Raw genomic sequence first — 26,317 nt, forward strand, 5'->3', positions numbered from 1 at the left:
CACTCCACACCGACACGCCAGATTCCGAAACAAGCGGCTACGGGGGCATCTCTTGACTTCCGCGCTGCTGTTGGGACGCTGGTCCTATCCTCTGTAGGGAGGCGTGATGAGGCGTCTCATCGTCGTGGCCGCCGGGGTCGCGGCCCTGGCCCTGGTGGCCGTCAGGCCCGCTTCGGCGCACGAGCACCCGAGCGGGATCTCCGATCTGGTCACACCCGCGCTGGTCCGCGTCGAGGCCAAGGCGCAGGTCGACATCACGCTGCTCGACCACATCGGCGAGCTGGTCCACGTCGAGCGCAGCTACGAGGTGCCGATCGGCGCCGGCACGGGGTTCGTGGTCAACCCCGAAGGCGGGATCGTCACGCTGACCCGCGCCGTCAAGAGCGACCAGAACATGATCAACTACGCCGCCAACAGGATCTTCGCCGAGCACCACAAGGTGCGGCTGCCCGCCGACTTCGCCCGGCACAAGCTGAAGAACGACCAGCTCAACCACCACCTGGAGCTGTGCTACACGCCGGAGAAGTCCACCGCGACCTGCATCGTCAACGTCAAGACCGACATCACCGTCTACCCCAACCTCACCCAGCCCGACAAGCAGGGCTTCAAGGCCGAACTGGTGTACGCCGGCCGGCCGGACGCCCCCGCGGTCCTCAGGGCGGTCGGCAGGGCCGACGGCAGCGCGGGGCTGCCCACCGCGCCGCTGGCCGCCAAGGTGCCCGACAAGGAGGGCTCGCCGGTCAACGTCGCCGGGTTCCTCGGCCGCCCGGCCGCGGACGTCCCGCACAAGATCGAGATCGGCCACCTGGGCAAGGGCGGCGTCGGCGACCGGGGACGCGGCTTCGCCGACCCGGAGAAGAAGGTCGACGAGCCGCCCAAGCTGGGCGCGCTGATCGACCAGGGCCTGCTCGGCGGCCCGGTGATCGGCGACAAGGACGGCCACGTGATCGGCCAGCTCATCGGCGGCGGCAAGGACGCCAGGATGATCGGCGTCCGCGAGATCAGCTCCGCCCTGCAGAAGGCGAAGATCACCCCGCGCCGGGGGACGATCGACGCCGCGTTCGAGGCGGCGCTGACCCGCTTCCACAGCAAGTACTACACCGAGGCCGTGGCCGGCTTCCAGCGCGTCCTGGAGCTGTACCCGGGGCACGTGGTGGCCGCCGAGCATCTCAAGACCTCGCTGGCCAAGCGCGGGGGGTCCGAGGACGCGGGCACCGCCAAGGTCGCGCCGCCTTCGGGGACCCGGATACCGCTGTGGCCGTTCATCGCGGCGGCGGCCGTGATCCTGGTCGTCGCGCTGCTCGGGGCGTTCCTGCTGTGGCGTCGCCGTACCCCGCCCGAGCCCGCGGCCGAGGAGGCCGCGCGGCCGCCGTACCCGCAGGCGCCCGTGGTCGCCACGACGCCCCCGTTCGACGACCGGGCCAGCCCGACCGTCGTGGTCAGGCGGCCCCCGCAGGGGCTGCAGCCGGTGCCCGGCACCGGACCGCAGCCCGTGCTGGTCGCCCCTGACGCCCCCGGCAAGGAGCCCGCGGTGAAGTACTGCACGGCCTGCGGCATGCGACTGGGGCCCGTGCACAAGTTCTGTGGCTACTGCGGCCACCCCAGCGAGACGTGATGCACTTGAACGAGAGATCCCTGATCGGCCAGGAGGTCGCCGGGTACTACATCGAGGACGTCATCGGTAAGGGCGGCATGGCCGTCGTCTACCTGGCGCTCGATCCGAGACTGAGCCGCAGGGTGGCGTTGAAGATCCTCAACCCGGCCCTGAGCGTCGACGAGCGGTTCCGACAGCGTTTCATCCTGGAGTCCAGGACCGTCGCCAGCATCGAGCACCCCAACATCATCCCGATCTACGAGGCGAACTCCGACGACGACGGCGTGCTCTTCATCGCCATGCGCTACGTCGACGGCCTCGACCTGCGCCGGTTCTTCTACGACCGAGGGCCGCTGCCCCTGGGCCAGGTGAACCAGATCTTCGCCCAGGTGGCGGCGGCGCTGGACACCGCGCACGCCCACGACCTCATCCACCGCGACGTCAAGCCCGCCAACATCCTGATGGCCGGCGACCACGTCTACCTGACCGACTTCGGCATCACCAAGCACCGCACCTCGATCTCCGGGCTGACCCAGACCGACCAGTTCATCGGCACCCCGAAGTACATGGCGCCGGAGCAGATCAACAAGGAGCACATCGACGGCAGGTGCGACCAGTACGCCCTGGCCTGCGTCGTCTACGAGGCGCTGACCGGGCGGCTGCCCTTCCAGCGCGACAACGACATCGCGCTGCTCTGGGCGCACCTGGCCGAGGCGCCGGTGCCGGTCTCCGCGCTCCGGCCCGACCTGCCGCTGGAGGTCGACGGGGTGATGATGCGGGCGCTGGCCAAGTCGCCCGAGCAGCGCTACGAGAGCTGCGGCGTCTTCGTCGCCGCCCTGCGCGACGCGATCAGCGGCCCGTCCGCCGAGACCCAGCCGCGCCCGCAGGTCGGCGTGCCCGCCACATCCGCCAAGCCCGCCAGGGGGACCAAGCTGCCGCTCGTGCTGGCGGGCGTCGTCGCGGCGGTCGCGGCGATCACGCTGGTGGTGCTGCTGGTCCTCGGCAACACCGGGGACGGCGGTTGGGCCCGCTATCCCGGCACCGGCGCCGCGCCCGTCGCGTTCGACTACCCGTCGGGCTGGACCGCGACCACCCACGGCGACCTGTTCGCGCTGGCCTCGCCGAAGGCCCCCGAGTTCGAGTCGCTGTTCGTGGCCGGGGTCGGCGCCGACTGGGCGCGGGTCAACCCGCTCATCCAGAGCGACCCGGAGACCGCCACCGGCATGTACGTCCAGCTCACCGAGACCATCGACCCCCTCAGTACGGCGGCGCAGCTCAAAGCCGCCCTGGACGGCATGATGCCGGGCCGGGTGGAGATCGCCAAGGAGCCGTTGCCCGACCGGGTCGGCGACAGGGACGCCCGGAAGTTCGAGGGCACGATCACCGACACCCGTACCGGCGGGCGGCTGAGCTTCACCGGCTACGTGGTGCCCAGGGCGGGCAAGCCCGTGCTGATGCTCTACTTCTGCGCGAGCAACGGCTGCGAGGGCCAGACCCTCAGCCGCCTGGTGGGCAGGGCGACGATGAGCTGACTTGCGGTTGACTTGCGGGCGGCTTGGCCGGGCGACTCCGGGCATGGGCAAGGCACCCGCGACGGTCTACTCTCCGCCTGTGGGCATAAGAATCGTCATTGCGGACGACCAGGCGATGGTCAGGGTCGGGCTGCGCATGGTCGTCGACAGCGAGCCGGGCATGGCGGTCGTGGGCGAGGCCGGGGACGGCGTCGAGGCACTGGCCGTGACCAGGCGTACCCGTCCCGACCTGGTGCTGATGGACATCTCCATGCCGCGCCTGGACGGCCTGGCCGCGGCCAGGCAGATCCTCGACGAGCCCGATCCGCCGAAGGTCGTCATGCTCACCACCTTCGACACCGACGAGAACCTCTACGCCGCGCTGCGCGCCGGCACCAGCGGCTTCCTGCTCAAGGTGTCACCGCCCGAGCAGCTCGTCGAGGCGATCAGGGTGGTGCACTCCGGCGACGCGCTGCTCGACCCGGCGGTCACCAGCCGGGTCATCGCCTCCTTCGCCGGGCGCCACGACCCGGCGCCGCCGCCGCAGCTCGACGAGCTGACGCCGCGCGAGCTGGAGGTGCTGCGCCTGCTGGCCCGCGGGCTGACCAACGCGGAGATCGCCCGCGAGCTGTTCGTGGGGGAGGCCACGGTCAAGACGCACGTGGCCCGCGTGCTGATGAAGCTGCACCTGCGCGACCGGGCTCAGGCGGTCGTGTTCGCGTACGAGTCGGGCGTGGTACGGCCGGGCGCGGTCGCGTAGAGCGCCGCCCACGCCTCGTCGCCCATCCGCAGCACCCGCACGCCGATCAAGGTGAGCGGGAGCACGGGGAGGGCCCAGAAGGGGATCATCTGCGGGCCGTACGAAATGAACAGCGAGCCGAGGTAGCCGACGGCCACCGCCGCGGGCGCCCACCAGCCGGCGAACCCGGCCCGCCACACGGCGGTCACCAGCAGCGGCAGCCCGATCATGCTGAAGAACATCCACGGAAGCTGGAAGGCGTACATCACGCCCGGCAGGTCCATCATCTCGCCGAGGATGCGCTGGGCCTCCTCGGGCGGGTAGTGGCTGCCGAGCCACCACTCCACCGGGTCGGCCAGCAGCAGGCCGGAGGCGCTGATGTAGCCGACGACGGTCATCGCGCCCGCCACGTGGCCGAGGCGGACGGCGCGCTGCCGGGTCAGGTGGGCCAGGCCGAGGGCGGCGACCGCCATCAGCAGCCAGCTCCAGTGGTAGAGCGCCGACTGGGCCTGGGCGAGGGCCGGGTTGTCGCCGAAGCTGACGGCCTCCCGGTCGTCGCCCCAGGTGCCCGGGTCGACGAGGACCGCCGCGAGCTGGAGGAGCGGGGCCACGATGATCAGCGTGCCGGAGGCGATCCGGCGGAAGGTGAGGGGATTGCTCAGCATGGGAGTCCTCGCGGTCTTTGGGAGCCTTCGACAAGGACGTTAGGGGCGCGTTCCCCGCGCCCGCGTCAGCCGCCCGGCTGACCGGCCTTCCCCCGCTGGGCTGACTCGGCGCCTCCGGCCCGGGATCATCGTCGAGCGGGATATCGAGCTGGATATATGGCGCATGCCCGACTTGTGTGTATATTTTCCGTCAAGAGACCTCTGCGGCAGGAGATATTTCATGAGGGCGTTTCCCGAGGTGCTGTTCGACGAGGCGCACAGCGAGTCGTGGACCATCAGTCGTGCGACCGCCGAGTCGATGAACCCGGCACATCCCGACGACAACAGTTACGCGCGCGCCGCCGAGCTGCTGCGCGGCCTCGGGCACACGGTGGGCGCCCACCTGGATGGCCCTCTGGACGCCGCGACGCTGAGCACGCGGGACGTCCTGGTGATCGCGCACCCGTCGGGTGAGCGCTGGGAGCGCACCACGGGCCAGGGCAGCCCGGTCTTCACCGGAGCCGAGCTCGACGCCATCGCGGAGTACGTCGCCGAAGGCGGCGGCCTGGTCGTGCTGGCCGAGGAGGAGCAGGACAAGTACGGCAACAACCTGGCCGACCTGCTGGCCCGCTTCGGCGTCGGTGTGACGCACACCACCGTGCGCGACGCGCGCGACTCGCACGCCGGCGTGGCCACCTGGGTCCTCGGCACCCCCGCCGCCACCAGCGGCATCCTCGCGGGCGGCTCCCGCGCCTGCTTCTACCGGGCCGGCGCGCTGACCCTCGACCCCACGGCCGACGCCACGGTGCTCTTCCGCACCTCGCCGACCGCCGACCCCGCGGGCGCGCCGCTGGCCGTCGCCCTGCCGTACGGCAAGGGCCGGGTCGTCGTGTTCGCCGACTCCGACCTGTTCGGCGACGACTCCATCGACGACTACGACCACCGCGCCCTCTGGGGCAACGCGGTCACCTGGGCCGCCCGGGTGCCCGAGAAGAGCGGCGCGGCCGGCAGCGGAGGCGACGGAGCCAAGGAGCGGCTGTTCGCCGAGCTGAAGGCGACCGTCGAGGAGCTGCGCCCGCTCCAGGTCAAGGACGGCTCGGTGCCGCAGGAGAAGGAACGTGCCAAAGAGCTCGTCGCCCGGATCTCCGCGCACGTCGCCGCCCTGGCCCCCTACTTCCCGCACGACGCTGCCTACCTTCAGGCCGTCCGCGACGACCTGGCCAAGTGGGCCGGGCAGGACCTGGGCGTCCCCGACTTCCTCGACTCGCTGAACCTCTTCCACCCCGACACCCAGCGCGAGGACGGCCTGGAGCACCTCGTGGTGTTCCCGATGTACACCCAGAACGGCAACCTGAACCGCAACATCGAAGCCGTCTGGATCCGCACCATCTGGCCCGACTGGCTGGCCCGCCTGGAGGCGAGCGGCTACGACAACCCGATGTTCGTGCCGATCGCCTTCGAGGACTTCACCGCCGGCTACGACACCCACTCCGCCGTGCTCTTCCCCGAGACCGTCGCGGTACGGCAGGCGCCCGAGCGCTTCACCTGGGGCGGCATCTTCGCCGACCGGGAGGCCGCCAGGTTCAGGCGGGTCTCGCAGGCCGCGGCCGACACGCTCAAGCTCGACCTGCCGCCGGACGCCGCCAGGCTGCTGGCCTCGCAGGAACTGGCCCAGGACACCTTCGTGATGTGGGACCTGATCCACGACCGCACGCACAGCCACGGCGACCTGCCGTTCGACCCCTTCATGATCAAGCAGCGCATGCCGTACTGGCTGTACGCGCTGGAGGAGCTGCGCTGCGACCTGACCGCGTTCGGCGAGGCCGTGCGGCTGGAGGCGGAAGGGGTGCCGCACGCGCGGTACGTGCAGATCGCGATCCTGTTCGACCGGCTGTTCCGGTTCCCGATCACCGGTGACCGGGTGCGCAACTACGACGGGCTCGGCGGGCAGCTGCTCTTCGCCTACCTGCACCGCAACGACATCGTCAGGTGGACCGACAACCGGCTCTCCATCGACTGGACCAGAGCCGCTGACGGGGTCGCCGACCTGCGCGCCGAGGTGGAGAAGCTGTACCGGGACAGCATCGACCGGTCCAAGCTCGCCCACTGGCTGGCCGCCTACGAGTTGGTCACCGCCTACGTGCAGCCGAACCCGGCCTCGACCTGGAGCAAGGGCGTCGCGGCGCTGCCGGAGGAGCAGAAGGCCAAGGTGGACGCGGTGCTGTCCGATGAGTTCCCCCTGAGCATGTTCTACGAGGCACTGCGTCGTAAGCTCACGGAAGTGGTCGAATCGACTAGGGGGATCCGGGCATGATCATTCTTATCACGGGTGCGGCCGGACCGACCGGCCAGGCGATCGGCGACTATTTCGCCAAGAACGGGCACACCGTGCTCGGGGTGGACAAGGAAGAGATCGACCTCCTCGATCGCGATGCCGTACAGAACCTCGCCGCCGCCATCGACCGGGATTACGGCCGCGTTGACGGCGTGGTGCACCTGGTCGGCGGCTGGCGCGGCGGCAAGACCTTCGCCGAGACCGACCTGGCGGACTGGGACCTCCTGCACAACCTGCTCATCCGCACCCTCCAGTACGTCTCGCTGGCCTTCGAGCCGCTGCTGCGCAAGAGCGAGAACGGCCGCTTCGTGATCGTGTCGGCCAAGGCCGCCGAGCACCCGACCGCGGGCGGCGCCGCCTACGCCGCGGCCAAGGCGGCCTCGGAGGCCTGGACGCTGTCGCTCGCCGACGCGCTCAAGGACACCCAGAGCGCCGCCGCCATCCTGGTGGTCAAGGCGCTGGTGAACGACGCGATGCGGGCCGCCAAGCCGGATGCCCGTTTCGCCGGGTTCACCGACGTGCATACCCTGGCAGAGGTGGTGGCCGGCCTCTACGAGCAGCCCGCCGAGCAGATCAACGGCCGTCGATTGGACCTGACGCAGTGATTCCCCTGCACGACCCCGCCCTGAAGGGCTTCGCCAGCGACAACTACGCCGGAGTGCATCCGGAGATCCTGGCGGCCATCGCCGCGGCCAACGGCGGCCACCAGATCTCCTACGGCGACGACGTCTACACCGAAGCCCTGCAGGACGTCTTCCGGCGGCACTTCGGCGAGCGCGCCCAGGCGTGGCCGGTGTTCAACGGCACCGCCGCCAACGTGGTGTCGCTGCGCTCGATGACCGCCCACTGGGAGGCGGTGATCTGCGCGGAGAGCGCGCACATCCACACCGACGAGGGCGGCGCCCCCGAGGTGGCCGGCGGCATCAAGCTGCTGACCGTCCCCACCCCCGACGGCAAGCTCACCCCCGAGCTGATCGACCGCCAGGCGTGGGGCTTCGGCGACGTGCACCGCGCCCAGCCCAAGGTGGTCTCGATCTCCAACACCACCGAGCTCGGCACCGTGTACACCCCCCAGGAGATCACCGCGATCTGCGACCACGCCCACGAGCTGGGCCTGCTCGTCCACCTCGACGGCTCACGGCTTACCAACGCCGCCGCCGCGCTGGACGTGCCGCTGCGCGCGCTGACCACCGACGCGGGTGTCGACGTGCTCTCCTTCGGCGGCACGAAGATCGGCCTGCTGTACGGCGAGGCGATCGTCGTCCTCAACCCCGAGGCGGCGACCGGCGTCGACTACATCCGCAAGACGTTCATGCAGCTCTCGTCCAAGATGCGGTTCGTCTCGGTGCAGTTCGAGGCGCTGCTCTCGGGCGACCTGTGGCTGCGCAACGCCCGCCAGGCCAACGCCATGGGGCAGCGGCTGGCCGAGGCGGTCAGGGAGATCCCGGGCGTTCAGGTGCCCAGGGCGGTCGAGGCCAACGCCGTCTTCGCCGTCCTGCCCAAGGACGTCACCGAGCGCCTGCAGAAGCGCTTCCGCTTCTACACCTGGAACGAGGCCACCGGCGAGGTGCGCTGGATGTGCGCCTTCGACACCACCGAAGCCGACGTCGACGCCTTCGCGGCGGCGGTGGCCGAGGAGATGGCGCACAGCGGCTGAAGGCTTGACCCCACGACGCCGCGCCCCGGGCCACTCGGCCCGCGGCGCGGCGTCGCCGTTTCGGAGAGCGGGCCCGGCCTGCCGGAGCCGCTTAGGGACCGGACGGCGGCCCGGCCACATTCCCGCCGAGGGCCAGGCGGGCCGCCTGCCAGCCGCCCATGCCGTGCACGCCGCCGCCCGGCGGAGTCGCCGACGAGCACAGGAACACCCCGGGCAGCGGGGTACGCCACGGCGCCCGCGACCACACCGGCCGCCTCACGAACTGCCCGAGACTGCCCAGCCCGCCGTTGATGTCCCCGCCCACCAGGTTCACGTCGTGCGCCGCCAGCCCGGCCGAGTCCACGGCGCGCCTGGCCAGCACCCGATCCCGGAACCCCGGCGCGAACCGCTCGATCTGCGCCTCGATCGCGCCGGTCATGTCCCGCGTCGAACCGTTCGGGACATGGCAGTAGGCGTAGAGCGTGTGCCCGCCCCGGGTGGCGTCGGCCGCGTAGGGCTGCACGACCAGCACGAACGGCCTGGGGGAGTGCCGCCCCCGCGCCACCTCGGCCTCGCTCAGCGCGATCTCCTCCATGGTGCCGCCCAGATGCACGGTCCCCGCCGACGCCACCCGGGGATCGCGCCACGGCACCGGCCCGTCGAGCGCCCAGTCGACCTTGAACACCCCGGGCCCGTGCCGGTGCCGGGCGAGCGCCCGGCGGTATCCCGGAGGCAGCTCGGCCATCGCGGCGAACTGGCCGGGCATGACGTCGAGCAGCACGATGTCCGCGTCGAGGTCGCGCAGGCGCCGTACCCGGTGGCCGCTCACCGCCTCCCCGCCGAGCGCCCGCAGCCGGGCCACCAGCGCGTCGGCGAGCACCTGCGAGCCGCCCTCGACCACGGGCCAGCCCACCAGGTGCGCCAGCGACGCAAGCATCAGCCCGTAGCCCGCCGTGATCGGGGCGCGCAGGTCCAGCGTCGAGTGCGCGGCCATCCCCGCCAGCGCCGCCCGCGCCCCGGCCGTCCTGAACAGCCGCCCCGCGACCGTGGCCGGAAGCGCGGCCAGCGCGCCGAACCTGGCCGCGTCCGCGAGCACGCGCGGCCCCGGCGGCGCCCACGGCCCGAGCGGCTTGAGCAGCAGGTCGACCAGCGGAAACCCGCCGCCCGCCGCCGCCCCGACCGTCGCCCGCCAGGCCCCCGCGTCCCGCCCCAACTCCTCGGCGGTACGGCCCGCGTCCCGGTGCACCAGCACCGCGTCCCGCCCGTCCAGCGGATGCGCCGCGGGTACCGCCGGATGCGTGAAGCGCACCAGATCGGCCACGCCGAGCGAGCGGAAGGCCGGTGAGGCCAGCGCGAGCGGCAGCACGGTCGCGCACACGTCGTGCACCCGGCCCGGCAGAGTCGCCTCCTCGCTGCGCAGCCCGCCGCCGAAACGCTCGTGCGCCTCCAGCAGCAGCACCCTGCGCCCGGCCGCGGCGAGGGTCAGCGCGCCGACGAGCCCATTGGGCCCCGACCCGACCACCACCGCGTCGAAGGCGCTCACTTTAGGATGGACGGATACGGCTGCGCGCCGCGCTGTTTCAGCATGTCGGTCATCAGGGCGATCTCGCCGGTCTGGCCGTTGACGATGTGCGTGGCCATGGTGGCCACCTCGTCCCGCTCGGAGAGCTTGAGCAGGCCCTTGGCCATGTCCACGCCGCCCTCGTGGTGGCGGATCATGAGCTGCAGGTAGAGGATCTCGGCGTCCTTGCCCTCGGCCGCCTTGAGCGCGGCCATTTCCTGCGACGTGGCGAGGCCCGGCATCGGCGCGGGCTTCTCGGCGGTGCCGCCGTGCCCGTGACCGGCCATCCAGGCCATGTCGGGGCGGCTGCTCGCCTGGTCGAGCCCCCACTGCTGAAGCCAGCCCATGAAGACTCCGCGCTGGGTGGCCTGGGTGTTGATGATGTCGTAGCCGAGGCTGCGCACATCCGTCGCCGAGGAGGCGTCGCGGACGACGAACGACATCTCGACCGCCTGGGCGTGGTGCTTGGCCATGTCCCGGGCGAATCCGGCCTCGGGCGAGGCATCGGTCGGTGTACCGTTCCCGCCGATGACGAAGAACAGCACGGCCGCCGCGGCCAGGAGCAGGGCGGCGGCGATCTGAAAGGGTCTGCGTACGGGCGTTTCCATCGCCTCCCAGGGTAGCCGCGTGGCATGAGCTACCGGTTCTCGCCCTTATTCTCCTGATACGCCCATAGGGCATAGGGTGACCGGAAGTTGGCAGGCCGATGGAGGGTCGATGACTAAGGAGAAGTCGCAGGCGCGACGCGAGCACCTCGCGAAGATGCGCGCCTCGCAGAAGAGCAAGGAGCGCCGGATGGCGCTGCTCATGTGGGGTGTGGGCGGTCTCGTCATCGTCCTGATCGTTGGCGCTGTCGGCTTCTACCTGGTCAAGGAGTCGGCGGCGACCTCTCTCGACTCGGTGTCCAAGGCCGCCTATGTGGGCAGCCAGCACACCACCAAGACGGTGACGTACAAGGAGAGCCCGCCGATCGGCGGTGAGCACCACCCCTACTGGCAGAACTGCGGCATCTACGACAAGCCCGTGCACCCCGAGCACGCGGTGCACTCGATGGAGCACGGGGCCGTCTGGATCACCTACCGGCCCGGCCTGCCCGCGCCGCAGCTCGAGCGGCTGAAGACGCTGGCCTCCGCCGACTACATGCTGCTCAGCCCGGTGGAGGGCCTGTCCTCGCCGATCGTCGCCAGTTCCTGGAACCACCAGCTCAGCTTCCAGAACGCCGACGACCCCAAGCTGCCCGCGTACATCAAGAAGTACAAGCAGAACGCCTCCGAGACTCCCGAGTTCGGCGCGGCCTGCACCCAGGGCATCGACACCACGAAGGACCAGGCGCCGCTGCCGCAGCCGTCCGAGGCGCCGCACCCGGATCCCACCGTGACCCCGACGGCCACGCCGAGTTCCTAGAGCAGCACCTCGTAGAGGGGCGTCGCGTCCAGCCCGTGCGCTTCGGCGACCGGCTCGCTGGTCAGGCGCCCCTCGTGCGTGTTCAGGCCGAGAGCGAGCACGCCGTCGTGCCGGAGCGCCTGCCGCCAGCCGTGCTCGGCGATCGCCAGCGCGTACGGCAGCGTGACGTTGGTCAGCGCGAACGTCGAGGTGTGCGGTACCGCGCCCGGCATGTTGGCCACGCAGTAGAACAGCGAGTCGTGCACCCGGTAGGTCGGGGCGTCGTGCGTGGTCGGCCGGGAGTCCTCGAAGCAGCCGCCCTGGTCGATGGAGATGTCCACCAGCACCGAGCCGGGCTTCATCCGGCTGACCAGGTCGTTGGTGACCAGGGTGGGCGCCTTCGCGCCCGGCACCAGCACCGCGCCGATGACCAGGTCGGCCTCCAGCGCCGCCCGTTCGATCTCCAGCGTGCTGGACGCGAGGGTCTGGCAGTGCCCCTGGTAGATGACGTCGGCCTGGCGCAGCTTGTCGATGTTGCGGTCCAGCAGCAGCACCTCGGCCTGCATGCCGAGCGCGATCGCCGCGGCGTTCATGCCCGACACCCCGGCGCCGATCACCACGACCCGCGCCGCGCGCACGCCGGAGACGCCGCCCATCAGCACGCCCCTGCCGCCCTCGGGCCGCATCAGGTGGTAGGCGCCGACCTGGGGCGCCAGCCGCCCCGCCACCTCGGACATGGGGGCCAGCAGCGGCAGCGTGCCGTTCGGCGCCTGCACGGTCTCGTAGGCGATGCCGGTGATCCCGGACTCCAGCATGGCCCTGGTGCACGCCGCGGAGGCGGCCAGGTGCAGATAGGTGAAGAGCACCTGCCCCTTGCGCATCCGGTGGTACTCCTCGGCCACCGGCTCCTTCACCTTCAGGATCAGCTCGCCCTCCGACCAGACCTCGTCGGGGCCGTCGACGATGACCGCGCCCGCCGAGGCGAAGTCGATGTCGGGGATGGCCGAGCCGGTGCCCGCCGTACGCTCCACGAAGACCTGGTGGCCGTGCCTGACCAACTCGTACGCGCCGGCCGGGGTGAGGGCCACACGGTACTCGTGGTTCTTGACCTCGCGAGGAACTCCGACCTTCATAGGTCCACTCTCGTTTCGCCGGTCCGGGAGAACTAGCGGCAACATGTAAGGATTACTCCATTCTTCCTCGCGCGATGGGGACTATTTGGTGAATTAGCCGGTTCCTCCGGTCCTCGATAAGCTCACCTGCCAGTAACGTCAGGATGGGGTTCACCGATGGAACAGCAGCCGTCGCAGGGGCGCACACCGCCCCCCGGACCGCCGCCTGGGCCCTCAAGTCCATCAGAGCCGCAGCAGGCGGCTCCCGTGCCCCCGAAGGCCCCCTCAGGCCCCCGGGCGAGCAGGATCACCACCGTCATCCTGGTGGTCGCGCTGGTGATCGTCGTGGTCACCGCGGGCATCCTGGGCGCGATCGCGGTGCTGATGACCCGCGACCCCGACAGCCCGCTGCTCGGCGGCAGGCCGCCCCGGACCCTCGCCGTCCCCATCCACTTCGCCCCCGTGGTCGAGACCATGGCCGCACCCTGCCCCGGGAAGCAGGCGGCGCTCGACGAGGCGCAGACCACCTGCTACCTGCTGGACACGGCGATCAAGGTGACCGCGGTGCAGGAGGTCGAGGCGCTGGCCGACCGGGGCGGCGCCACCTACTCCGTGCGCATCGCCTTCCCCTCCGCCGTCCGGGACAAGGTCGCCGACCTCGTCCGGGAGCAGCTCACCGAGCAGCAGGCCATCGCCGTCCTGGAGGTGCGGGGGCAGGCGGCGACCGTGCTGGCCGCGCCGATCGTGACCCAGGCCATGGACGGCGACAGCCTCAGCATCGCGGGCTTCACCAAGGAGCAGGCCGACAAGCTGGTGCAGCGCCTCCTCGGTTCCTCGGCCCAGCCGTCGATCACCCCCGGCCGGCCCGAGGCGTCCCTACCGGCCACCACCCCACCGGGCCTGCCCCAGCCCGGCACCACCCAGCCCGGCGTGCCGCAGCAGGGCACCGTCCAGCCCGGCACCACCCAGCCCGGTGCTACCACCCAGCCCGCCACGCCTCCCGCCTCGCAGCCGGCGGCCACCTCGCCCGGCACACAACCGGTCGCCGCCACCAGCGCGCCCGCCGCCACCAGGAGCGCCCTCTTGGCCGCCCGCGACAAGCGCTTCCCGACCTGCCAGGAGGCCATCACCGCCGGGTACGGCGGGCCGTACACCAAGGGCAGGCACGCCGAGTACGCGTGGTACCCCGACCGGGACAAGGACGGGGTGGCCTGCGACCCGCAGGACGTGCGCTAGTCGAACACGCCCTCCAGCGCGGCGATCCCGAAGTACCCCACGAAGATCAGCGACACCACCCACAGCAGCCACGGGATCTCGTCGAACTTCCCGAGCGCCGCCTTGATCACCGTGTAGGCGATCACACCCGCGCCCACGCCGTTGGTGATGCTGTAGGTGAACGGCATCAGCGCGATCGTCAGAAACGCCGGAACGGCCAGTTCCAGGTCCTCCCACGGCACGTTGCGGCTCTGCGTCATCATCAGCGCGCCCACCAGCACCAGCGCGGGCGCGGCGGCGGCGGCCGGGACCACCGCGGCCAGCGGCGTGAACAGCAGCGTCAGCGCCAGCAGCGCGCCGGTCGCCACGCTGGCCAGACCGGTCCGCGCCCCCTCGCCGACGCCCGCCGCCGACTCCACGAACACCGTGTTCGCTGACGAACTGGTCACCCCGCCGACCATCCCGGCCACGCCGTCCACGGTCAGGATCGCGCCCAGCCTCGGCACCCGCCCCTGGTCGTCGATCAGCCCGGCCTCGTCGCTGACCCCGATGATGGTGCCCATCGCGTCGAAGAACCCCGACAGCACCAGGGTGAACAGCACCACGCTCGCGGTCACCACGCCCGCCCTGCCGAACCCGCCGAACAGGTCGAACTGCCCGACCAGCTCGAAGTCCGGGGCCGCGACCAGCGCGGTGGGCATGGTCGGCACCACCACACCCCACTCCTTCGGATCGATGACGGCCAGCGCGTTCACCGCCACCGCGACCACCGCGGTCACCGCGATGCTGATCAGGATCGCGCCCGGCGTCCTGCGCACGAACAGCACGATCATCAGCAGCAGCCCGAAGCAGAACACCCCGACCGGCCAGCCGGCCAGGTGCCCGGTCGCGCCGAGCTGCACGGGCGTCCCCGTGCCGCGCGCCACGAACCCGGCGTCGACCAGCCCGATCAGCGCGATGAACATGCCGATGCCCACCCCGATCGCGTGCTTGAGCCCGAGCGGGATGGAATCCATGATCAGCCGCCGTACACCGGAGACGGCCAGCACGATGATGACCGCGCCTTCGAGGACCACCAGGCCCATCGCCTGCGCCCACGTCATGAACGGCGCCGCCTGGTAGGCCACCACCGCGTTGAGGCCGAGCCCCGCCGCCAGCCCGAAAGGGGCGTTGCCGACGAACGCCATCAGCAGCGTGCACACCGCGGCGGCCAGCGCGGTGGCGGTGGTGAGCTGCCCGATGTCGAGCCTGGCCCCCGTCACGTCCTTCGCCCCGGCCAGGATGATCGGGTTCAGCAGGATGATGTACGCCATCGCCATGAAGGTGGTGATGCCGCCCCGTACCTCCCGCGCGGGCGTGCTGCCCCGCGCGGTCAGCTCGAAGAACCTGTCGAGCACAGTCATCCCCCTCGGTCGATCATGGGGGATGACTGTGTACTACCCGCTCGCCACAGCCGTTACCGCCGCCCGTGCCGCCCGCCGCCGACGAGCTGGATGAACTCCTCCAGTGCGATCCGGCCGTCGCCGTCGCGGTCCGCCACCTTGATCGCGTTCTCCACCTCCGCGTCGGAGATGGTCTGACCGAGCGCCTTGCTCGCCTCCCGGATCTCGTCGGCGGTGATCAGCCCGTCGTTGTCGGCGTCGAAGCGCTCGAACTCCGCCTTGGCCTCTTCCCATGCTGAGGTCATGGTCGCCTGCCCTCCCGATGTAGTCGAAGGCCTCAAATCTAGCGAAGGGCGATGTCCTGCGGCCGGATCGGCACCCGCGACAGCGCCAGCCCGGTCGCGTCCCGCACCGCCGCCGCGACCGCGGGCGTCGACGACAGCGTCGACGGCTCACCCGCGCCCCGCAACCCGTACGGCGCGGCCGGGTCGGGGTTCTCCAGGATCGACAGGCGCATCGGCGGCATGTCCAGGATCGTGGGGATGAGGTAGTCGGTGAACGACGGATTCAGCACCAGCCCGTCCCGCATCTGGATCTCCTCCATCAGCGCCAGCCCCAGCCCCTGCGCCGAACCGCCGTGGATCTGCCCCTCCAGCGCCACCGGGTTCAGGATCCGGCCCACGTCCTGCACCGCCGCCAGCTCCACCACCTTCACCAGCCCGAGCTCCACGTCCACGTCCACCACCGCGCGGTGCACGCACAGGGCGAGCTGGGTGTGCGAGTCGCCCTGCCCGGTCACCGGGTCCAGCGGGTACGTCGGCCGGTGCCGGAACTCCCGCGTCTCCTCGATCGGCCCGAGCTTGTCCAGCGCCTCCCGCGCCGGCAACCCCTCGAACCGCGCCCGTACGGCCTCGCAGGCCGCCTTGACCGCGCCGCCGGTCACGTACGACTGCCGGGAGGCCGAGGAGGAGCCCGCCGAGCCGACCGTGGTGTCCGCCGTGGCCACGGTGACGTGGTCGACGCCCAGCTCGGTGCGGGCGATCTGCGCCTGGATCGTCACCAGGCCCTGGCCCACCTCGGCCGCGGCGGTGTGCACGGTGACGTGCGGCTCGCCGTTGACCAGCTCGGCGCGCACCCTGGCGGTCGAGTAGTCGTCGAAGCCCTCGGAGAAGCAGATGTTCTTGATGCCGACGCCGTACCCGACGCCGCGCCGTACCCCCTCGCCGTGCGTGGTCTGCGAGACGCCGCCGGGGCGGGCGCGCAGGTCGTCCTCGGGCGGTGCGGGCAGCGGCATGGCGGCGAGCTCGCGCAGCATGTCCGCCAGCGGCGCGGGGGAGTCGATCACCTGCCCGGTGGCCAGCTTCGAGCCCTGGGAGACCGCGTTGCGCACCCTGATCTCCACCGGGTCGAGGCCGCACGCCTCGGCCAGCCGGTCCATCTGCGACTCGTAGGCGTAGCAGGCCTGCACCGCGCCGAAGCCGCGCATCGCGCCGCAGGGCGGATTGTTGGTGTAGACGCCGACCGCCACGACGTCCACGTTCGGCACCTCGTACGGCCCCACGCCCAGCGACGCGGCGTTGCCGACGACGGCGGGAGAGGAGGAGCAGTAGGCGCCGCCGTCCAGCACGATCTCGGCCCTGACGTAGACGAGGCGGCCGTCGCGGGTGGCGCCGTGCTCGTAGCGCATCGTGGCCGGGTGCCGGTGCACGTGCCCGAAGAACGACTCCTCGCGCCCGTAGGACATCTTCACCGGCCGCCCGGTCCTGAGCGCCAGCAGGCAGGCGTGCACCTGCATGGACAGGTCCTCGCGGGCGCCGAACGCGCCGCCGACGCCGGCCAGCGTCAGCCGTACCTTCTCCTGGGGCAGGCCCAGGCAGGGGGCGAGCTGGTCGCGGTCGACGTGCAGCCACTGGGTGGCGATGTACAGGTCGACGCCGCCGTCCTCGGCGGGCACGGCGAGCCCCGACTCGGGGCCGAGGAACGCCTGGTCCTGCATGCCGACCGCGTACTCGCCGGTGACGACCACGTCGGCGGTGAAGGTGTCGCCGACGCGGACCGGCTGGCGGCGCAGCACGTTGCCCGTCCCTTGGACGATCGGGCTGCCCGGCTCCATGGCCGCCCGCGGGTCGGTCACCGCCTCGCGCATCTCGTAGTCGACGACGATCGCCGCGGCCGCCCTGCGGGCCGTCTCCGGGTGCTCGGCGGCCACCAGCGCCACCGGCTCCCCCTGGTAGCGGACCTGGTCGATGGCCAGCACCGGCTGGTCCCGGTGCTCCAGGCCGTAGAACTTCTCACCGGGCACGTCCTCGTGGGTGAGCACGGCCAGCACGCCCGGCACCGCCAGCGCCGGGCCGACGTCGACGGACCGGATCCAGGCCGAGGCGTGCGGGCTACGCAGCGTCACCCCCCACACCATGCCGTCGAGCCACAGGTCGGAGGCGAAGGCGAACTCGCCCGTCACCTTCAGGGCGGCGTCGGGGCGCACCGCGCCCTCGCCGACGCCCTGCCTGGTCACACCGGCCGTCTGCGTCATCCTTCGAGTACAGCACCCCAGGTCGGGTGGAGGCTATGACGGGCCGGGGAAACCCCCTCCGGCGCGCCCGCGCCCGCCTTGTATATTCCTCCAAGTGCGCATCAGCGACCTGCTCGCCGTCGAAGAACTCGGCCTCCGCCTGCTGTGCGGACCGGCGGACACCGAGTTCGGCTCGGTGCTCGTCACGGACCTGCCCGACCCCGCCCGCTACCTCGGCGGCGGCGAACTCGTCCTCACCGGGCTGATCTGGCACCAGGGCCCGGACGACTCCGCCCGCTTCGTCGCGGCCCTGCGCGCCGCCGGAGCCGCCGCCCTCGGCGCCGGCCAGGCCTGGCTCGGCCACGTGCCGGAGGACCTGGTGGCCGCGTGCGCCGCGGCGGACCTGCCGCTGCTGGAGGTGCCGACCAGGGTCCCGTTCGGCCGGATCGGCCAGTTGGTCGCGCCCCGCCTCAGCGGCGACGCGCGCGAGGCGCTCGGCCGCCAGCGCCGGGTCGTCGCCGCCGTGGCCGAGGGCACCGACCTGGCCGCGCTGTTCGCCCTGACCGCCACCGAACTGGGCGTGACCGGCGCGGTCGTCTCCTCCACAGGCGAGGTCGTCGTCGGCACCACACCCGATCCGGTACGGGTGGCGCGGGCCTACCTGGCCGCGCCGCGCCTGCCGTACCTGGCGGGGGAGCAGACGATCTTCGCGGTGGGCAGGGGGCACCGGGCGGCGGGCTGGGCCCTGGTGTGCGACGGGGACCTGACCGGGCGGGCCGACGTCGGCTTCGAGCTGGCCGCCTGCGTCGCGCTGGAGCGGGCGCGCACGGAGGAGGGGCGGCGGGTCGAGCGCCGGCTCGCCGGGCAGCTCGTCGCCGCCGCCTGCTCGGGGGAGACCGACCCGGCCGAGCTGACCGCCGGGCTGCGCACCTGCGGGCTGGCGCCCACGCGGCGGTACGCCGTGGTGAGCGCGACGGCCTCGGGCCCCGAACCCGCCGTGCTCGGCGGGCAGGTGGTGGAGGAACTGCTCGGCCGGAGCGTGGTGGCGGCGCCGGGAGCGGACGGCGCGGTGGCGCTGGTGCCGCTGACCGGGACGGCCGACGAGCTGGCCGCGCGGCTGCGGGCGGGCGCCGAGGTGCTCGGGGAGCTGCGCGACACCGTGGTCTCGGTCGGGGTGTCCGGCGCGCTCACCGGGGCGGCCGCGATCAGGGGTGGCGTCGAGGAGGCCGGGCACGCCCGCCGGCTCGCCGAGGCGCGCGGCGGCGCGGTGGTGACCAGCGACGAGATCTACACGCACGCGCTGCTGCTGGCCACGGTGCCGGGGGACGTGCGCAGGTCGTTCGCCGACCGGCTGCTCGCGCCGCTGCTCCGCTACGACGCCCGGCACCAGTCCGAGCTCGTCCGCACGCTGGGCGTCTTCCTGGACTGCGCCGGATCGTGGAACGCCTGCGCGGAGCGGCTGCACGTGCACGTCAACACCGTCCGCTACCGGGTGCGCAGGGTGGAGGAGCTGACCGGCAGGAACCTGTCCACGATGGCCGACCGGGTGGACTTCTTCCTGGCCCTCAGATCCACCTGATCACAGCGCCTGCGCCCGCTCCTTCTCCAGCCGCTGGTGCCAGTAGTCGCTGCCGAGCTCGTCCGCCAGCGCCGCCATCTGGCCGAGGTAGCCCAGCGACTCGGCCCGGTCGCCGAGCAGGCGGTGCGCCCTGGTCAGGTTGAGCAGGCAGCGCGCCTCCACCAGCCTGGCGTTGCGCGAGCGGGCCAGGTCGAGGCCGGGCCGGAGCTGCTCCAGGGCCAGGCGGGGGCAGCCTAGGTCCAGATGCACCTCGCCGAGCATGCCGCGGATGATCGCCTCGTGTGTGCTGTCGCCCACCGCCAGCGCCAGGTCCAGTCCCTCGCGCAGGGACGCCATCGCCTCGTCGAGACGGCCCAGGCCCTGCTGGGCCATGCCGATCACGAACAGCGCGTAGCGCTCGCCCACGCCCGTGCCGATCTCCCTGGCGATCGCGAGCTGCGCCCGCCCGCCGCGCAGCGCCTCCGCGTAGTGGTCCCGCTTGGCGTGCTTGATCGCCATGACCCCGTGCGCCCGCTGCTCCTCGAACCGGTCGCCCAGCCGCCTGGCCAGCGCCAGATGCTGGTGGTCGTGGCGCAGCGCGTCGTCCAGCCGCCCGCGCAGGTACTGGCCGTAGCCCGCGTGGCTGTGCGCGAGCAGCATGATCCGCTGGTCGCCGAGGCGCTCGCCGACCAGCAGCGCCTGCTCGTTGAGGGAGACCAGGTCCAAGGCCCGGTAGGCGCCCTGCTGGTACCACATGAGGCCGAAGGCGAGCGCCACCCCGAGCCCCGCGATCGTGTCGTCGGGGTCGGCCATGGCCTGCGCGGCGGCGGCCACCAGATTGGGCTCCTCCCTGGTCAGCCAGGCGTGCGCGGCCGCCGCGTCGCGCAGGGGGAGCGGGGCGGCATCGACGCCGGGGCCCCGCGGCTGGACGCGGTGCTCGTCGAGCAGCGTCGCGGCCGTACGCGCCGTGGCGGCGTACAGGCCCAGCGCCCTGATGAGCGGGGCGCGCCGGTCGGCGGGCGCGACCTCGGCGGCGAAGAGCCTGACCAGGTCGTGCATCCGGTAGCGGCCGGGACGCGCGCAGTCCAGCAGATGGGCGTCGGCGAGCCGGTCCAGCGCGCGGTCGGCGGCGGCCGTGGTGGTGTCCAGCAGGGCGCCCACCACCTCGCCGGTCACCGTCGGCACCCGGAGCAGGCCGAGCACGCCGAGGGCGCGGGCCGCCGCGCGCTCGGTCGGGTGGTCGCTGTCGCGCAGGGACTCCCAGCTCGCGGCCAGGCCGGCGCGCACGCCGAGGTCGCCGGTCTCCAGCTCGGACAGGCGGCGCTGCTCGTCGTCGAGCCGGTCCGCCAGGTCGGCGACGCTCCACGCGGGACGGCCGGCCAGGCGGGCTCCGGCGATGCGCAGGGCCAGCGGCAGGCCGTCGCAGAGCCGTACCAGGCGGGAGGTGGCCGCCGGGTCGGCGGAGGTCCGCGCGGCGCCGGCCAGCCTGGCCAGCATGGTGACCGACTCGCTCTCCGGCAGGGTGCCGAGGTCCACCTGGACGCAGTCGTCGGCCCAGGCGAGCGTCTCCCGGCTGGTCACCAGCACGGCGTTGCCCGCGGGGACCGACAGCAGCGGCCGGATCTGCGGGAGCCCGGCCGCGTCGTCCAGGACGACGAGCACCCTCATGCCCTCCAGCCGCGCCCGCCAGCGGGCCGCCGCCTCGTCCGGATCGGCGGGCACCGACTCCAGCGGCACGCCCAGCGCGTGCAGGAATCCGCTCAGCACGTCGTACGGCCGCAGCGGCGCCACCCCCGGCGTGGCGCCGTGCAGGTCGACGTAGAGCTGGCCGTCCCCGAACCGCTCGGCGACCAGATGCGCCACATGTACGGCGAGCGCCGTCTTCCCGGCGCCCGGCGGCCCGGACAGCACCACCAGCGGCTGCGGGGGCGCGTCGTCCCACGGGGCCAGGAGCGAGCGCAGCCGTACCTTCTCCGCGGCCCTGCCGACGAAGCCGGCCAGTTCGCCGGGCAGCCGCCGGGGCGGGGCGGCGGCCCGGCTCCGGGGCGGCGGCCCGGGGCGGGGATCGTCGCGCATGGCGCTGTCGCGGCTGCGGCGCAGCCCCTCACCCGGCTCCACCCCCAGCTCGGCCGCCAGGACCCGCTCCGCCTCGGCGTAGGCCCGCTGCGCGTCCGCCCGCCGTCCCAGGCGGCCGAGGGCCAGGATCAGCAGCTCGCGCGGGCGCTCCCGCAGAGGGTGGCCGGTGATCAGTTCCATCAGTCCTGGCAGCGCGTCCTGGCACCGGCCGAGCCCGATCATCGCCTCCGCGCGGCGCTCGACGGCGCCCAGTCGCAGCTCGTTCAGGCGGTCGCGCTCGCCCGCGGCGAAGGGGCCGGGCACACCGCTCAGCGCGCCGCCGCGCCACAGGGTCAGCCCGGAGTCGAGGGCCGCCAGCGCCCCCTCGTGGTCGTCCTCCCGGGCGAGACGCCGGGCGTCGTCGAGCCGCCGTGCGAAGAGCAGGGCGTCGACCTGAGCGGCATCGAGGCTCAAGCGGTATCCGCCGGCGCCGCCTGGCAGGTAGCGCGAGGCCCCGCGCCGGTCCCGGCCGGGCTCCAGCGTGCCACGCAGCCCGGCCACGTAGGTGTAGACGCTCTGCTCGGCGCTGCGCGGCGGCATCTCGCCCCACACGCCGTCGATCAGCGCGCTCATGGGCACCACGTGCCCGGCGTGCCGCGCCAGGATCGCCAGCACCGCCCGCTGCCGGGGCGAGCCCAGGTCGAGGTCACGCGCTCCGCGGACACCGGAGACGGGCCCGAGAAGGCGGATGAACGGATCGAGACCGTGCTCCACGCCGCCGGCCAACTGAGTCTCCATGATCAGGTCGCCGATCGATCAGCGAGCCAGCACCTGTCCGTCTATAGAGGAAATATAGACGGACCGGTTAGCTTGGCTCCGTCGCTGGAGATTGTCCGGCCTCCCAACGCAGCCCACAGCGTCGGAGCTGCGGTGGGTCGCCGTCTTCGAGCCTGGAAGGAACGTCGCTCTACTGGATGGTCAGCAGCAGGCGCCGATGTCCGTCAGTCTGTAGGGAGACGAATCGGCTGCTGCGGTCGTAGCATTGCCTCCAACGGCCACAAAGGCCGCGATCAAGGCAGTACACATGGACAGGGCAAGACGCTTGCGCATGGGGGGTTCTCCCTCGCTCAGGGGTGTTGCTCGGACATCATCATCTCAGGGAGTGGCGGCTGTGACCACATCTGACCTGGTCGGGCTCCGGATTAAGACGGTTCGGCGACAGCGGGGCCTGTCCCAGGCGCAGCTCGCGCATCCTGAGTTGTCAGACAGCTACGTCTCCTTGATCGAAAGTGGGAAGCGTACCCCCACTCCTGCCGTTCTCGAACTCCTGGCCCAGAAGCTCGACTGCTCGCTCAGCTACCTCGTCAACGGCGTGACCGCCGAGCAGATGGAGGACATCGAGCTCGGGCTGGGCTACGCCAGGCTGGCCCTGGAGAACGGTGAGGTCTCCGAGGCCCGGACCCGGTTCGCCGAGCTGCTGGCGAACAACAACCTGACAGGCCTGACCAGGTTGCGTCAAGACACCGAATTCGGACTCGCGCTCGCCACCGAAGCCGCCGGCGAGCTTGACGAGGCGATCTCCATCCTCAACCGCCTGCGCGAGGAGGAGCTCACCCCCGAACGGCACATCGAGATCGCGATCGCCCTCTGCCGGGCCTACCGGGAGAGCGACAAGCTGACCGAGGCGGTCGAGGTCGGCGAGCGGATCCTGGGCGGCGCCGTCCGGCCGACCTGGTCCGACCTGCTGGTCGAGCTCGGCTCCACGCTGCTGGCCGCCCACCTGTTCCGCGGCGACCTGCTGCGCGCCCGGCAGTTCGCCGCCGAGCTGCTCAACGCCGCCGACCTGCTCGGCACCCCCCGCTCGACCGTCGCCGCCTGCTGGAACGCCGCCGTCGTCGCGCACACCACCGGCCACTACGACGAGTCGCTGTCCTTCGCCGAGCGCGCCCTGGCCGTGCAGTCGGAGACCGGCCAGCCGCGCAACCTGGCCCGGATGCGCAAGACCTTCGCCTCCCTCTACCTGCGCATCAGGCCCGGCGAGGCCGAGGAGGCGCGGCAGATGCTGCTGCGTGCCGAGCAGGAGCTCGCCCAGTCCTCGGCCAGCACTGTCGACCAGGCCCGCTGCCGGCTCGAACTGGCCCGCGCCGAGCTCGTGCTCGGCAACCCCGAGCGTTCGGTGAGCGCCGCCAGGAGCGGCGCCGACATGCTGCCGGTCGCCGCCAGGTTCATGGAGGCCGAAAGCCACCTGCTGCTCAGCCGCGCCTTCGGCGCGCTCGGCGACGGGCGGCAGGCCGAGGCCGAGCTCAACGAGGTCCGCGACTGGCTCACCCCGCTGCCCGACTCCCGCCGCGTCGCCGCCACCTGGTACGCGGCGGCCGAGACGATGGAGCAGCTCGGCGACGAGGACGCCAGCGTCGAGGCCTACCGGCGGGCCCTGTCCTGCGCGGGGCTGTAGCGAAGTCGGGACCGGGCGGCGGCATAGGTAGCCTTGGGGGTGCCATGAAGAGATCCCCACTCGCGGCCCTCACCGCCATGCTCGCCGCCCTGGTCGCCAGCGTTGTCCTGGCCGGCCCGGCCCTCGCCCACGACGCGCTGAAGAGCAGCGACCCCAAGAAGGACTCCACGGTGGAGTCCGTCGAGGAGGTCACGCTCGAGTTCACCGCCAAGGTGCGCATGCCGTACGTCATCGTGCGCGGCGCCGACGGCGCCGACCAGCAGGCGGGCAAGCCCGCGCTGGACGGCCACGTGGTGACCCAGAAGCTCAAGGGCGTGCTGCCCGACGGGAAGTACACCATCGCCTTCCGGGTCGTCTCCTCCGACGGGCACCCGATCGAGGGCGAGATCCCGTTCACGGTGAAGGGGGCGCCCAGCGCCACCCCCACCCCGAGCGCCACGGCCGCCGCGCCCAGTGAGGCGCCGTCGAGCGCCGCCCCCGCGCCGCCCGCCACGGCCGCGGCGCCGCAGAGCACGCCGGCGGCCGCCGAAGAGAGCGCCCCCGGCTTCCCCGTCTGGCTGCTGATCGTCGTCGGCGCCCTGGCCGGCATCGGCATCGGCTTCCTGCTGAGCGTACGGAAAAAGAAGCCGTGAACAGGACCGCGCGTCTCGCGCTGGCGCTGGTGGGAGCGGCCGTCGCCGGTCTCGCCATCGCCATGATCGCTGGGGGCGCGGCCTTCCCCCGCATCATCCCCGGGCTGCCCTCGCCCGGCACGTTCACTCGGTGGGGCCTGCCGCTGTCCAAGCTGGCGATGGACACCGCCGGGGTGCTGACCGTCGGCCTGCTGCTGGCCGCCACCTTCTTCCTGCCCTCGGACAAGGGCATGCTCGGCAAACCCGCGCTCGACTACCTCAAGGCCGCCTCCTGGACGGCGCTGACCTGGGCGGGCGCGGCCGCCGCCACCATGGTGTTCACCCTGTCGGACCTGCTGGCCGAGCCGGTGACCAACCTCTTCGGCGGCCTGGAGTTCTCCAGCTTCGCCAGCCAGAACGACCTGGGCATCGCGCTGACCCTGGTGGTGCTGTTCGGCGTGGCCATCGCGCTGTTCTCGCGCGGCGCGATCACCTCCGGCGCCTCCGCGGGCCTGTTCGTGCTCGCCCTCCTCACCATGCTGCCGCCCGCGCTGACCGGGCACGCCTCCTCCTCGCCCAACCACGGCCTGGCCACCACCGGCGTGGCCAGCCACCTGCTCACGCTGGCCATCTGGGTGGGCGGCCTGGCCATCCTCGGCGTGCACGCGCTGCGCCGGCAGCCCCAGCTCGACGTCGCCGCCGCCCGGTTCTCGGTGGCGGCGCTGTGGTGCTACGTCGCGGTCGGCCTGTCGGGGCTGTTCAGCGTGCTGGCCAGGCTGACCGCGGTCTTCGACCTGTGGACCTCCTCCTACGGCGTACTGATCGTCGCCAAGACGGTCGCGTTCGTGCTGCTCGGCTACGCCGGCTGGTGGCACCGGCAGCGCACCCTCGTCGACCTCGGCGCTGGCCGCCCGCGCGCGTTCGTCCGGCTGGCCGTCGGCGAGCTGGTCCTCATGTCCCTCACCATGGGCCTGGGCGTCGCGCTCTCGCGCACTTCGCCACCGCCGGTCAGCACGCCCGCCGACCGCGCCTTCGAGCTGCTCGGCTACCCGGTGCCGCCGCCGATCACGGTGGGCAACCTGGCCTCGATGTGGTGGCTCGACCTGTTCTTCGCGATCGTCGCCGCACTGCTCGGCGGTCTCTACGCGGCCGGCGTCGTACGGCTGCGCCGCCGCGGCGACGCCTGGCCGTGGGGCCGTACGATCTCCTGGATGCTCGGCGTGCTGGTCCTGGTCATCGCCACCCAGAGCGGCGTGGCCCGCTACTCCAAGGTCATGTTCAGCGTGCACATGGCCGAGCACATGACGCTGACCATGGTCGTGCCGATCTTCCTGGTGCTGGGCGCGCCCGTCACCCTGGCCTTGCGCGCGCTCAGACCCGCCGCCAGGCGCGGCGACCGAGGCCCGCGCGAGTGGATCACCGTGATCCTGCACAGCCGGTACATGCGTGTCGTCGGGCACCCGGCCTTCGCCACGATCGTCTTCATCGTGTCCACCTACGCCCTCTACTTCACCCCGCTGTTCGGCGCGGCGATGGAGGAGCACCTCGGCCACATCGTGATGACCCTGCACTTCCTGGTGAGCGGGACGCTGTTCTTCTGGGTGATCATCGGGGTGGACCCGGCGCCGCACCGGCTGCCGCACTACGCCCGGCTGCTCACGCTGTTCGTCACGATGCCCTTCCACGCCTTCTTCGGCATCGCCCTGATGATGATGGGCACGCTGATCGCCTCCGACTGGTACGACCAGCTCGGCAGGACGTGGGGCCTGCCACTGCTGGACGACCAGCAGGACGGCGGCGCCATCGCCTGGGGCTTCGGCGAGATCCCGACGCTGATCGTGCTGCTCGCGCTCGCCGTGCAGTGGTGGCGCGCCGACGACCGCCAGGCCAGGCGGGCCGACCGCAGGGCCGACGCGGCCGCCGCCCGCACGGGCGGCAGCGGCGACACCGAACTCGACGACTACAACGACTACCTGGCCAGGCTGCAGAAGCTGGACAAGGGGGAGTAACCCGG

20 protein-coding genes are annotated in these 26,317 nt (G+C 72.2%); 12 read left to right on the forward strand and 8 right to left on the reverse strand.

Annotation, left to right across the window (positions count from 1 at the left end):
* Nucleotides 1–106: 106 nt before the first annotated feature.
* From ABZ911_RS03810 to ABZ911_RS03820, 3 genes are all read left to right on the forward strand, one after another.
* Nucleotides 107–1,615, forward strand: coding sequence for a zinc ribbon domain-containing protein (locus ABZ911_RS03810; protein WP_358051552.1), 1,509 nt, complete (start codon nt 107–109; stop codon nt 1,613–1,615).
* Entirely contained in the window at nt 1,615–3,126 is a 1,512-nt protein-coding gene (locus ABZ911_RS03815) for a serine/threonine-protein kinase (protein WP_358051554.1), read from the forward strand. Before ABZ911_RS03810 ends, ABZ911_RS03815 begins: the two co-directional genes overlap by 1 nt.
* Before the next feature lie 79 nt (nt 3,127–3,205).
* Entirely contained in the window at nt 3,206–3,865 is a 660-nt protein-coding gene (locus ABZ911_RS03820) for a response regulator transcription factor (RefSeq protein ID WP_358051556.1), read from the forward strand.
* Here the strand turns inward: ABZ911_RS03820 and ABZ911_RS03825 are convergent.
* Nucleotides 3,808–4,509, reverse strand: coding sequence for a hypothetical protein (locus ABZ911_RS03825; protein WP_358051558.1), 702 nt, complete (start codon nt 4,507–4,509; stop codon nt 3,808–3,810). The two genes, ABZ911_RS03820 and ABZ911_RS03825, sit on opposite strands and share 58 nt — an antisense overlap.
* A 220-nt stretch (nt 4,510–4,729) precedes the next feature.
* Here ABZ911_RS03825 and ABZ911_RS03830 point away from each other — a divergent pair, with 220 nt between their 5' ends.
* The 3 genes from ABZ911_RS03830 to ABZ911_RS03840 are packed head-to-tail and all read left to right on the forward strand — an operon-like array spanning nt 4,730 to nt 8,480.
* The gene (locus ABZ911_RS03830; protein ID WP_358051560.1) at nt 4,730–6,802 is read left to right on the forward strand and encodes a DUF6421 family protein; all 2,073 of its coding nucleotides are present in this window, start codon (nt 4,730–4,732) and stop codon (nt 6,800–6,802) included.
* The gene (locus ABZ911_RS03835) at nt 6,799–7,428 is read left to right on the forward strand and encodes an SDR family NAD(P)-dependent oxidoreductase (protein WP_358051562.1); all 630 of its coding nucleotides are present in this window, start codon (nt 6,799–6,801) and stop codon (nt 7,426–7,428) included. Before ABZ911_RS03830 ends, ABZ911_RS03835 begins: the two co-directional genes overlap by 4 nt.
* Nucleotides 7,425–8,480 carry a low specificity L-threonine aldolase gene (locus ABZ911_RS03840; RefSeq protein WP_358051564.1) on the forward strand — a complete coding sequence of 352 codons (1,056 nt, stop codon included), beginning with the start codon at nt 7,425–7,427 and terminating at the stop codon, nt 8,478–8,480. The genes ABZ911_RS03835 and ABZ911_RS03840 overlap by 4 nt, the downstream gene beginning before the upstream one ends.
* A gap of 91 nt (nt 8,481–8,571) precedes the next feature.
* On the opposite strand, the gene ABZ911_RS03845 is transcribed toward ABZ911_RS03840, so the two are convergent.
* On the reverse strand, nt 8,572–10,002 hold the full coding sequence (locus ABZ911_RS03845) for an NAD(P)/FAD-dependent oxidoreductase (protein ID WP_358051566.1): 1,431 nt from the start codon (nt 10,000–10,002) through the stop codon (nt 8,572–8,574).
* The gene (locus ABZ911_RS03850) at nt 9,999–10,628 is read right to left on the reverse strand and encodes a DUF305 domain-containing protein (protein ID WP_358051568.1); all 630 of its coding nucleotides are present in this window, start codon (nt 10,626–10,628) and stop codon (nt 9,999–10,001) included. The genes ABZ911_RS03845 and ABZ911_RS03850 overlap by 4 nt, the downstream gene beginning before the upstream one ends.
* 109 nt (nt 10,629–10,737) lie before the next feature.
* On the opposite strand from ABZ911_RS03850, the gene ABZ911_RS03855 reads away from it, so the two are divergent.
* Nucleotides 10,738–11,424 carry a DUF3105 domain-containing protein gene (locus ABZ911_RS03855; RefSeq protein WP_358051569.1) on the forward strand — a complete coding sequence of 229 codons (687 nt, stop codon included), beginning with the start codon at nt 10,738–10,740 and terminating at the stop codon, nt 11,422–11,424.
* On the opposite strand, the gene ald is transcribed toward ABZ911_RS03855, so the two are convergent.
* The gene (gene ald / locus ABZ911_RS03860) at nt 11,421–12,536 is read right to left on the reverse strand and encodes an alanine dehydrogenase (protein ID WP_358051571.1); all 1,116 of its coding nucleotides are present in this window, start codon (nt 12,534–12,536) and stop codon (nt 11,421–11,423) included. The two genes, ABZ911_RS03855 and ald, sit on opposite strands and share 4 nt — an antisense overlap.
* Nucleotides 12,537–12,782: 246 nt before the next feature.
* Between ald and ABZ911_RS03865 the strand changes: the two genes are divergently transcribed.
* Entirely contained in the window at nt 12,783–13,751 is a 969-nt protein-coding gene (locus tag ABZ911_RS03865; protein ID WP_358051573.1) for an excalibur calcium-binding domain-containing protein, read from the forward strand.
* Here the strand turns inward: ABZ911_RS03865 and ABZ911_RS03870 are convergent.
* From ABZ911_RS03870 to ABZ911_RS03880, 3 genes are read right to left on the reverse strand one after another with little or no spacing between them, the layout of a single operon-like run.
* The gene (locus ABZ911_RS03870) at nt 13,748–15,133 is read right to left on the reverse strand and encodes an NCS2 family permease (protein WP_358051575.1); all 1,386 of its coding nucleotides are present in this window, start codon (nt 15,131–15,133) and stop codon (nt 13,748–13,750) included. The two genes, ABZ911_RS03865 and ABZ911_RS03870, sit on opposite strands and share 4 nt — an antisense overlap.
* A 53-nt stretch (nt 15,134–15,186) precedes the next feature.
* Complete coding sequence (locus ABZ911_RS03875; protein ID WP_358051577.1) at nt 15,187–15,417, reverse strand: EF-hand domain-containing protein; 231 nt, start codon at nt 15,415–15,417, stop codon at nt 15,187–15,189.
* 38 nt (nt 15,418–15,455) lie between these two features.
* Nucleotides 15,456–17,645 carry a molybdopterin cofactor-binding domain-containing protein gene (locus ABZ911_RS03880; protein WP_358051579.1) on the reverse strand — a complete coding sequence of 730 codons (2,190 nt, stop codon included), beginning with the start codon at nt 17,643–17,645 and terminating at the stop codon, nt 15,456–15,458.
* Nucleotides 17,646–17,739: 94 nt separating this feature from the next.
* Here ABZ911_RS03880 and ABZ911_RS03885 point away from each other — a divergent pair, with 94 nt between their 5' ends.
* Nucleotides 17,740–19,203, forward strand: a complete 1,464-nt coding sequence (locus tag ABZ911_RS03885; RefSeq protein WP_358051581.1) for a helix-turn-helix domain-containing protein — start codon at nt 17,740–17,742, stop codon at nt 19,201–19,203.
* Here the strand turns inward: ABZ911_RS03885 and ABZ911_RS03890 are convergent, their stop codons facing one another.
* Nucleotides 19,204–22,035: a transcriptional regulator gene (locus tag ABZ911_RS03890; protein WP_358051583.1), complete on the reverse strand. Its 2,832-nt coding sequence runs from the start codon at nt 22,033–22,035 to the stop codon at nt 19,204–19,206.
* Between the two features lie 373 nt (nt 22,036–22,408).
* Here ABZ911_RS03890 and ABZ911_RS03895 point away from each other — a divergent pair, with 373 nt between their 5' ends.
* From ABZ911_RS03895 to ABZ911_RS03905, 3 genes are read left to right on the forward strand one after another with little or no spacing between them, the layout of a single operon-like run.
* Complete coding sequence (locus tag ABZ911_RS03895) at nt 22,409–23,692, forward strand: helix-turn-helix domain-containing protein (RefSeq protein ID WP_358051585.1); 1,284 nt, start codon at nt 22,409–22,411, stop codon at nt 23,690–23,692.
* A gap of 44 nt (nt 23,693–23,736) precedes the next feature.
* Nucleotides 23,737–24,324 (forward strand): copper resistance CopC family protein, encoded by a 588-nt coding sequence (locus ABZ911_RS03900; protein WP_358051586.1) that lies wholly within the window; start codon nt 23,737–23,739, stop codon nt 24,322–24,324.
* Nucleotides 24,321–26,312: a cytochrome c oxidase assembly protein gene (locus ABZ911_RS03905; protein ID WP_358051588.1), complete on the forward strand. Its 1,992-nt coding sequence runs from the start codon at nt 24,321–24,323 to the stop codon at nt 26,310–26,312. The genes ABZ911_RS03900 and ABZ911_RS03905 overlap by 4 nt, the downstream gene beginning before the upstream one ends.
* The last annotated feature ends 5 nt before the right edge of the window (nt 26,313–26,317 follow it).

This window comes from Nonomuraea sp. NPDC046570 (assembly GCF_040645915.1).
Taxonomy (GTDB): Bacteria; Actinomycetota; Actinomycetes; order Streptosporangiales; family Streptosporangiaceae; genus Nonomuraea.

What these genes read in the sequence shown, in the direction of transcription:
- ABZ911_RS03890 (WP_358051583.1), bottom strand. Translation starts at nt 22,035, where the DNA reads ATGGAGACTCAGTTGGCCGGCGGCGTGGAGCACGGTCTCGATCCGTTC.
- ABZ911_RS03870 (WP_358051575.1), bottom strand. Translation starts at nt 15,133, where the DNA reads ATGACTGTGCTCGACAGGTTCTTCGAGCTGACCGCGCGGGGCAGCACG.
- ABZ911_RS03850 (WP_358051568.1), bottom strand. Translation starts at nt 10,628, where the DNA reads ATGGAAACGCCCGTACGCAGACCCTTTCAGATCGCCGCCGCCCTGCTC.
- ABZ911_RS03825 (WP_358051558.1), bottom strand. Translation starts at nt 4,509, where the DNA reads ATGCTGAGCAATCCCCTCACCTTCCGCCGGATCGCCTCCGGCACGCTG.
- ABZ911_RS03815 (WP_358051554.1), top strand. Translation starts at nt 1,615, where the DNA reads ATGCACTTGAACGAGAGATCCCTGATCGGCCAGGAGGTCGCCGGGTAC.
- ABZ911_RS03830 (WP_358051560.1), top strand. Translation starts at nt 4,730, where the DNA reads ATGAGGGCGTTTCCCGAGGTGCTGTTCGACGAGGCGCACAGCGAGTCG.
- ABZ911_RS03875 (WP_358051577.1), bottom strand. Translation starts at nt 15,417, where the DNA reads ATGACCTCAGCATGGGAAGAGGCCAAGGCGGAGTTCGAGCGCTTCGAC.
- ABZ911_RS03810 (WP_358051552.1), top strand. Translation starts at nt 107, where the DNA reads ATGAGGCGTCTCATCGTCGTGGCCGCCGGGGTCGCGGCCCTGGCCCTG.
- ABZ911_RS03855 (WP_358051569.1), top strand. Translation starts at nt 10,738, where the DNA reads ATGACTAAGGAGAAGTCGCAGGCGCGACGCGAGCACCTCGCGAAGATG.
- ABZ911_RS03880 (WP_358051579.1), bottom strand. Translation starts at nt 17,645, where the DNA reads ATGACGCAGACGGCCGGTGTGACCAGGCAGGGCGTCGGCGAGGGCGCG.
- ABZ911_RS03835 (WP_358051562.1), top strand. Translation starts at nt 6,799, where the DNA reads ATGATCATTCTTATCACGGGTGCGGCCGGACCGACCGGCCAGGCGATC.
- ald (WP_358051571.1), bottom strand. Translation starts at nt 12,536, where the DNA reads ATGAAGGTCGGAGTTCCTCGCGAGGTCAAGAACCACGAGTACCGTGTG.
- ABZ911_RS03900 (WP_358051586.1), top strand. Translation starts at nt 23,737, where the DNA reads ATGAAGAGATCCCCACTCGCGGCCCTCACCGCCATGCTCGCCGCCCTG.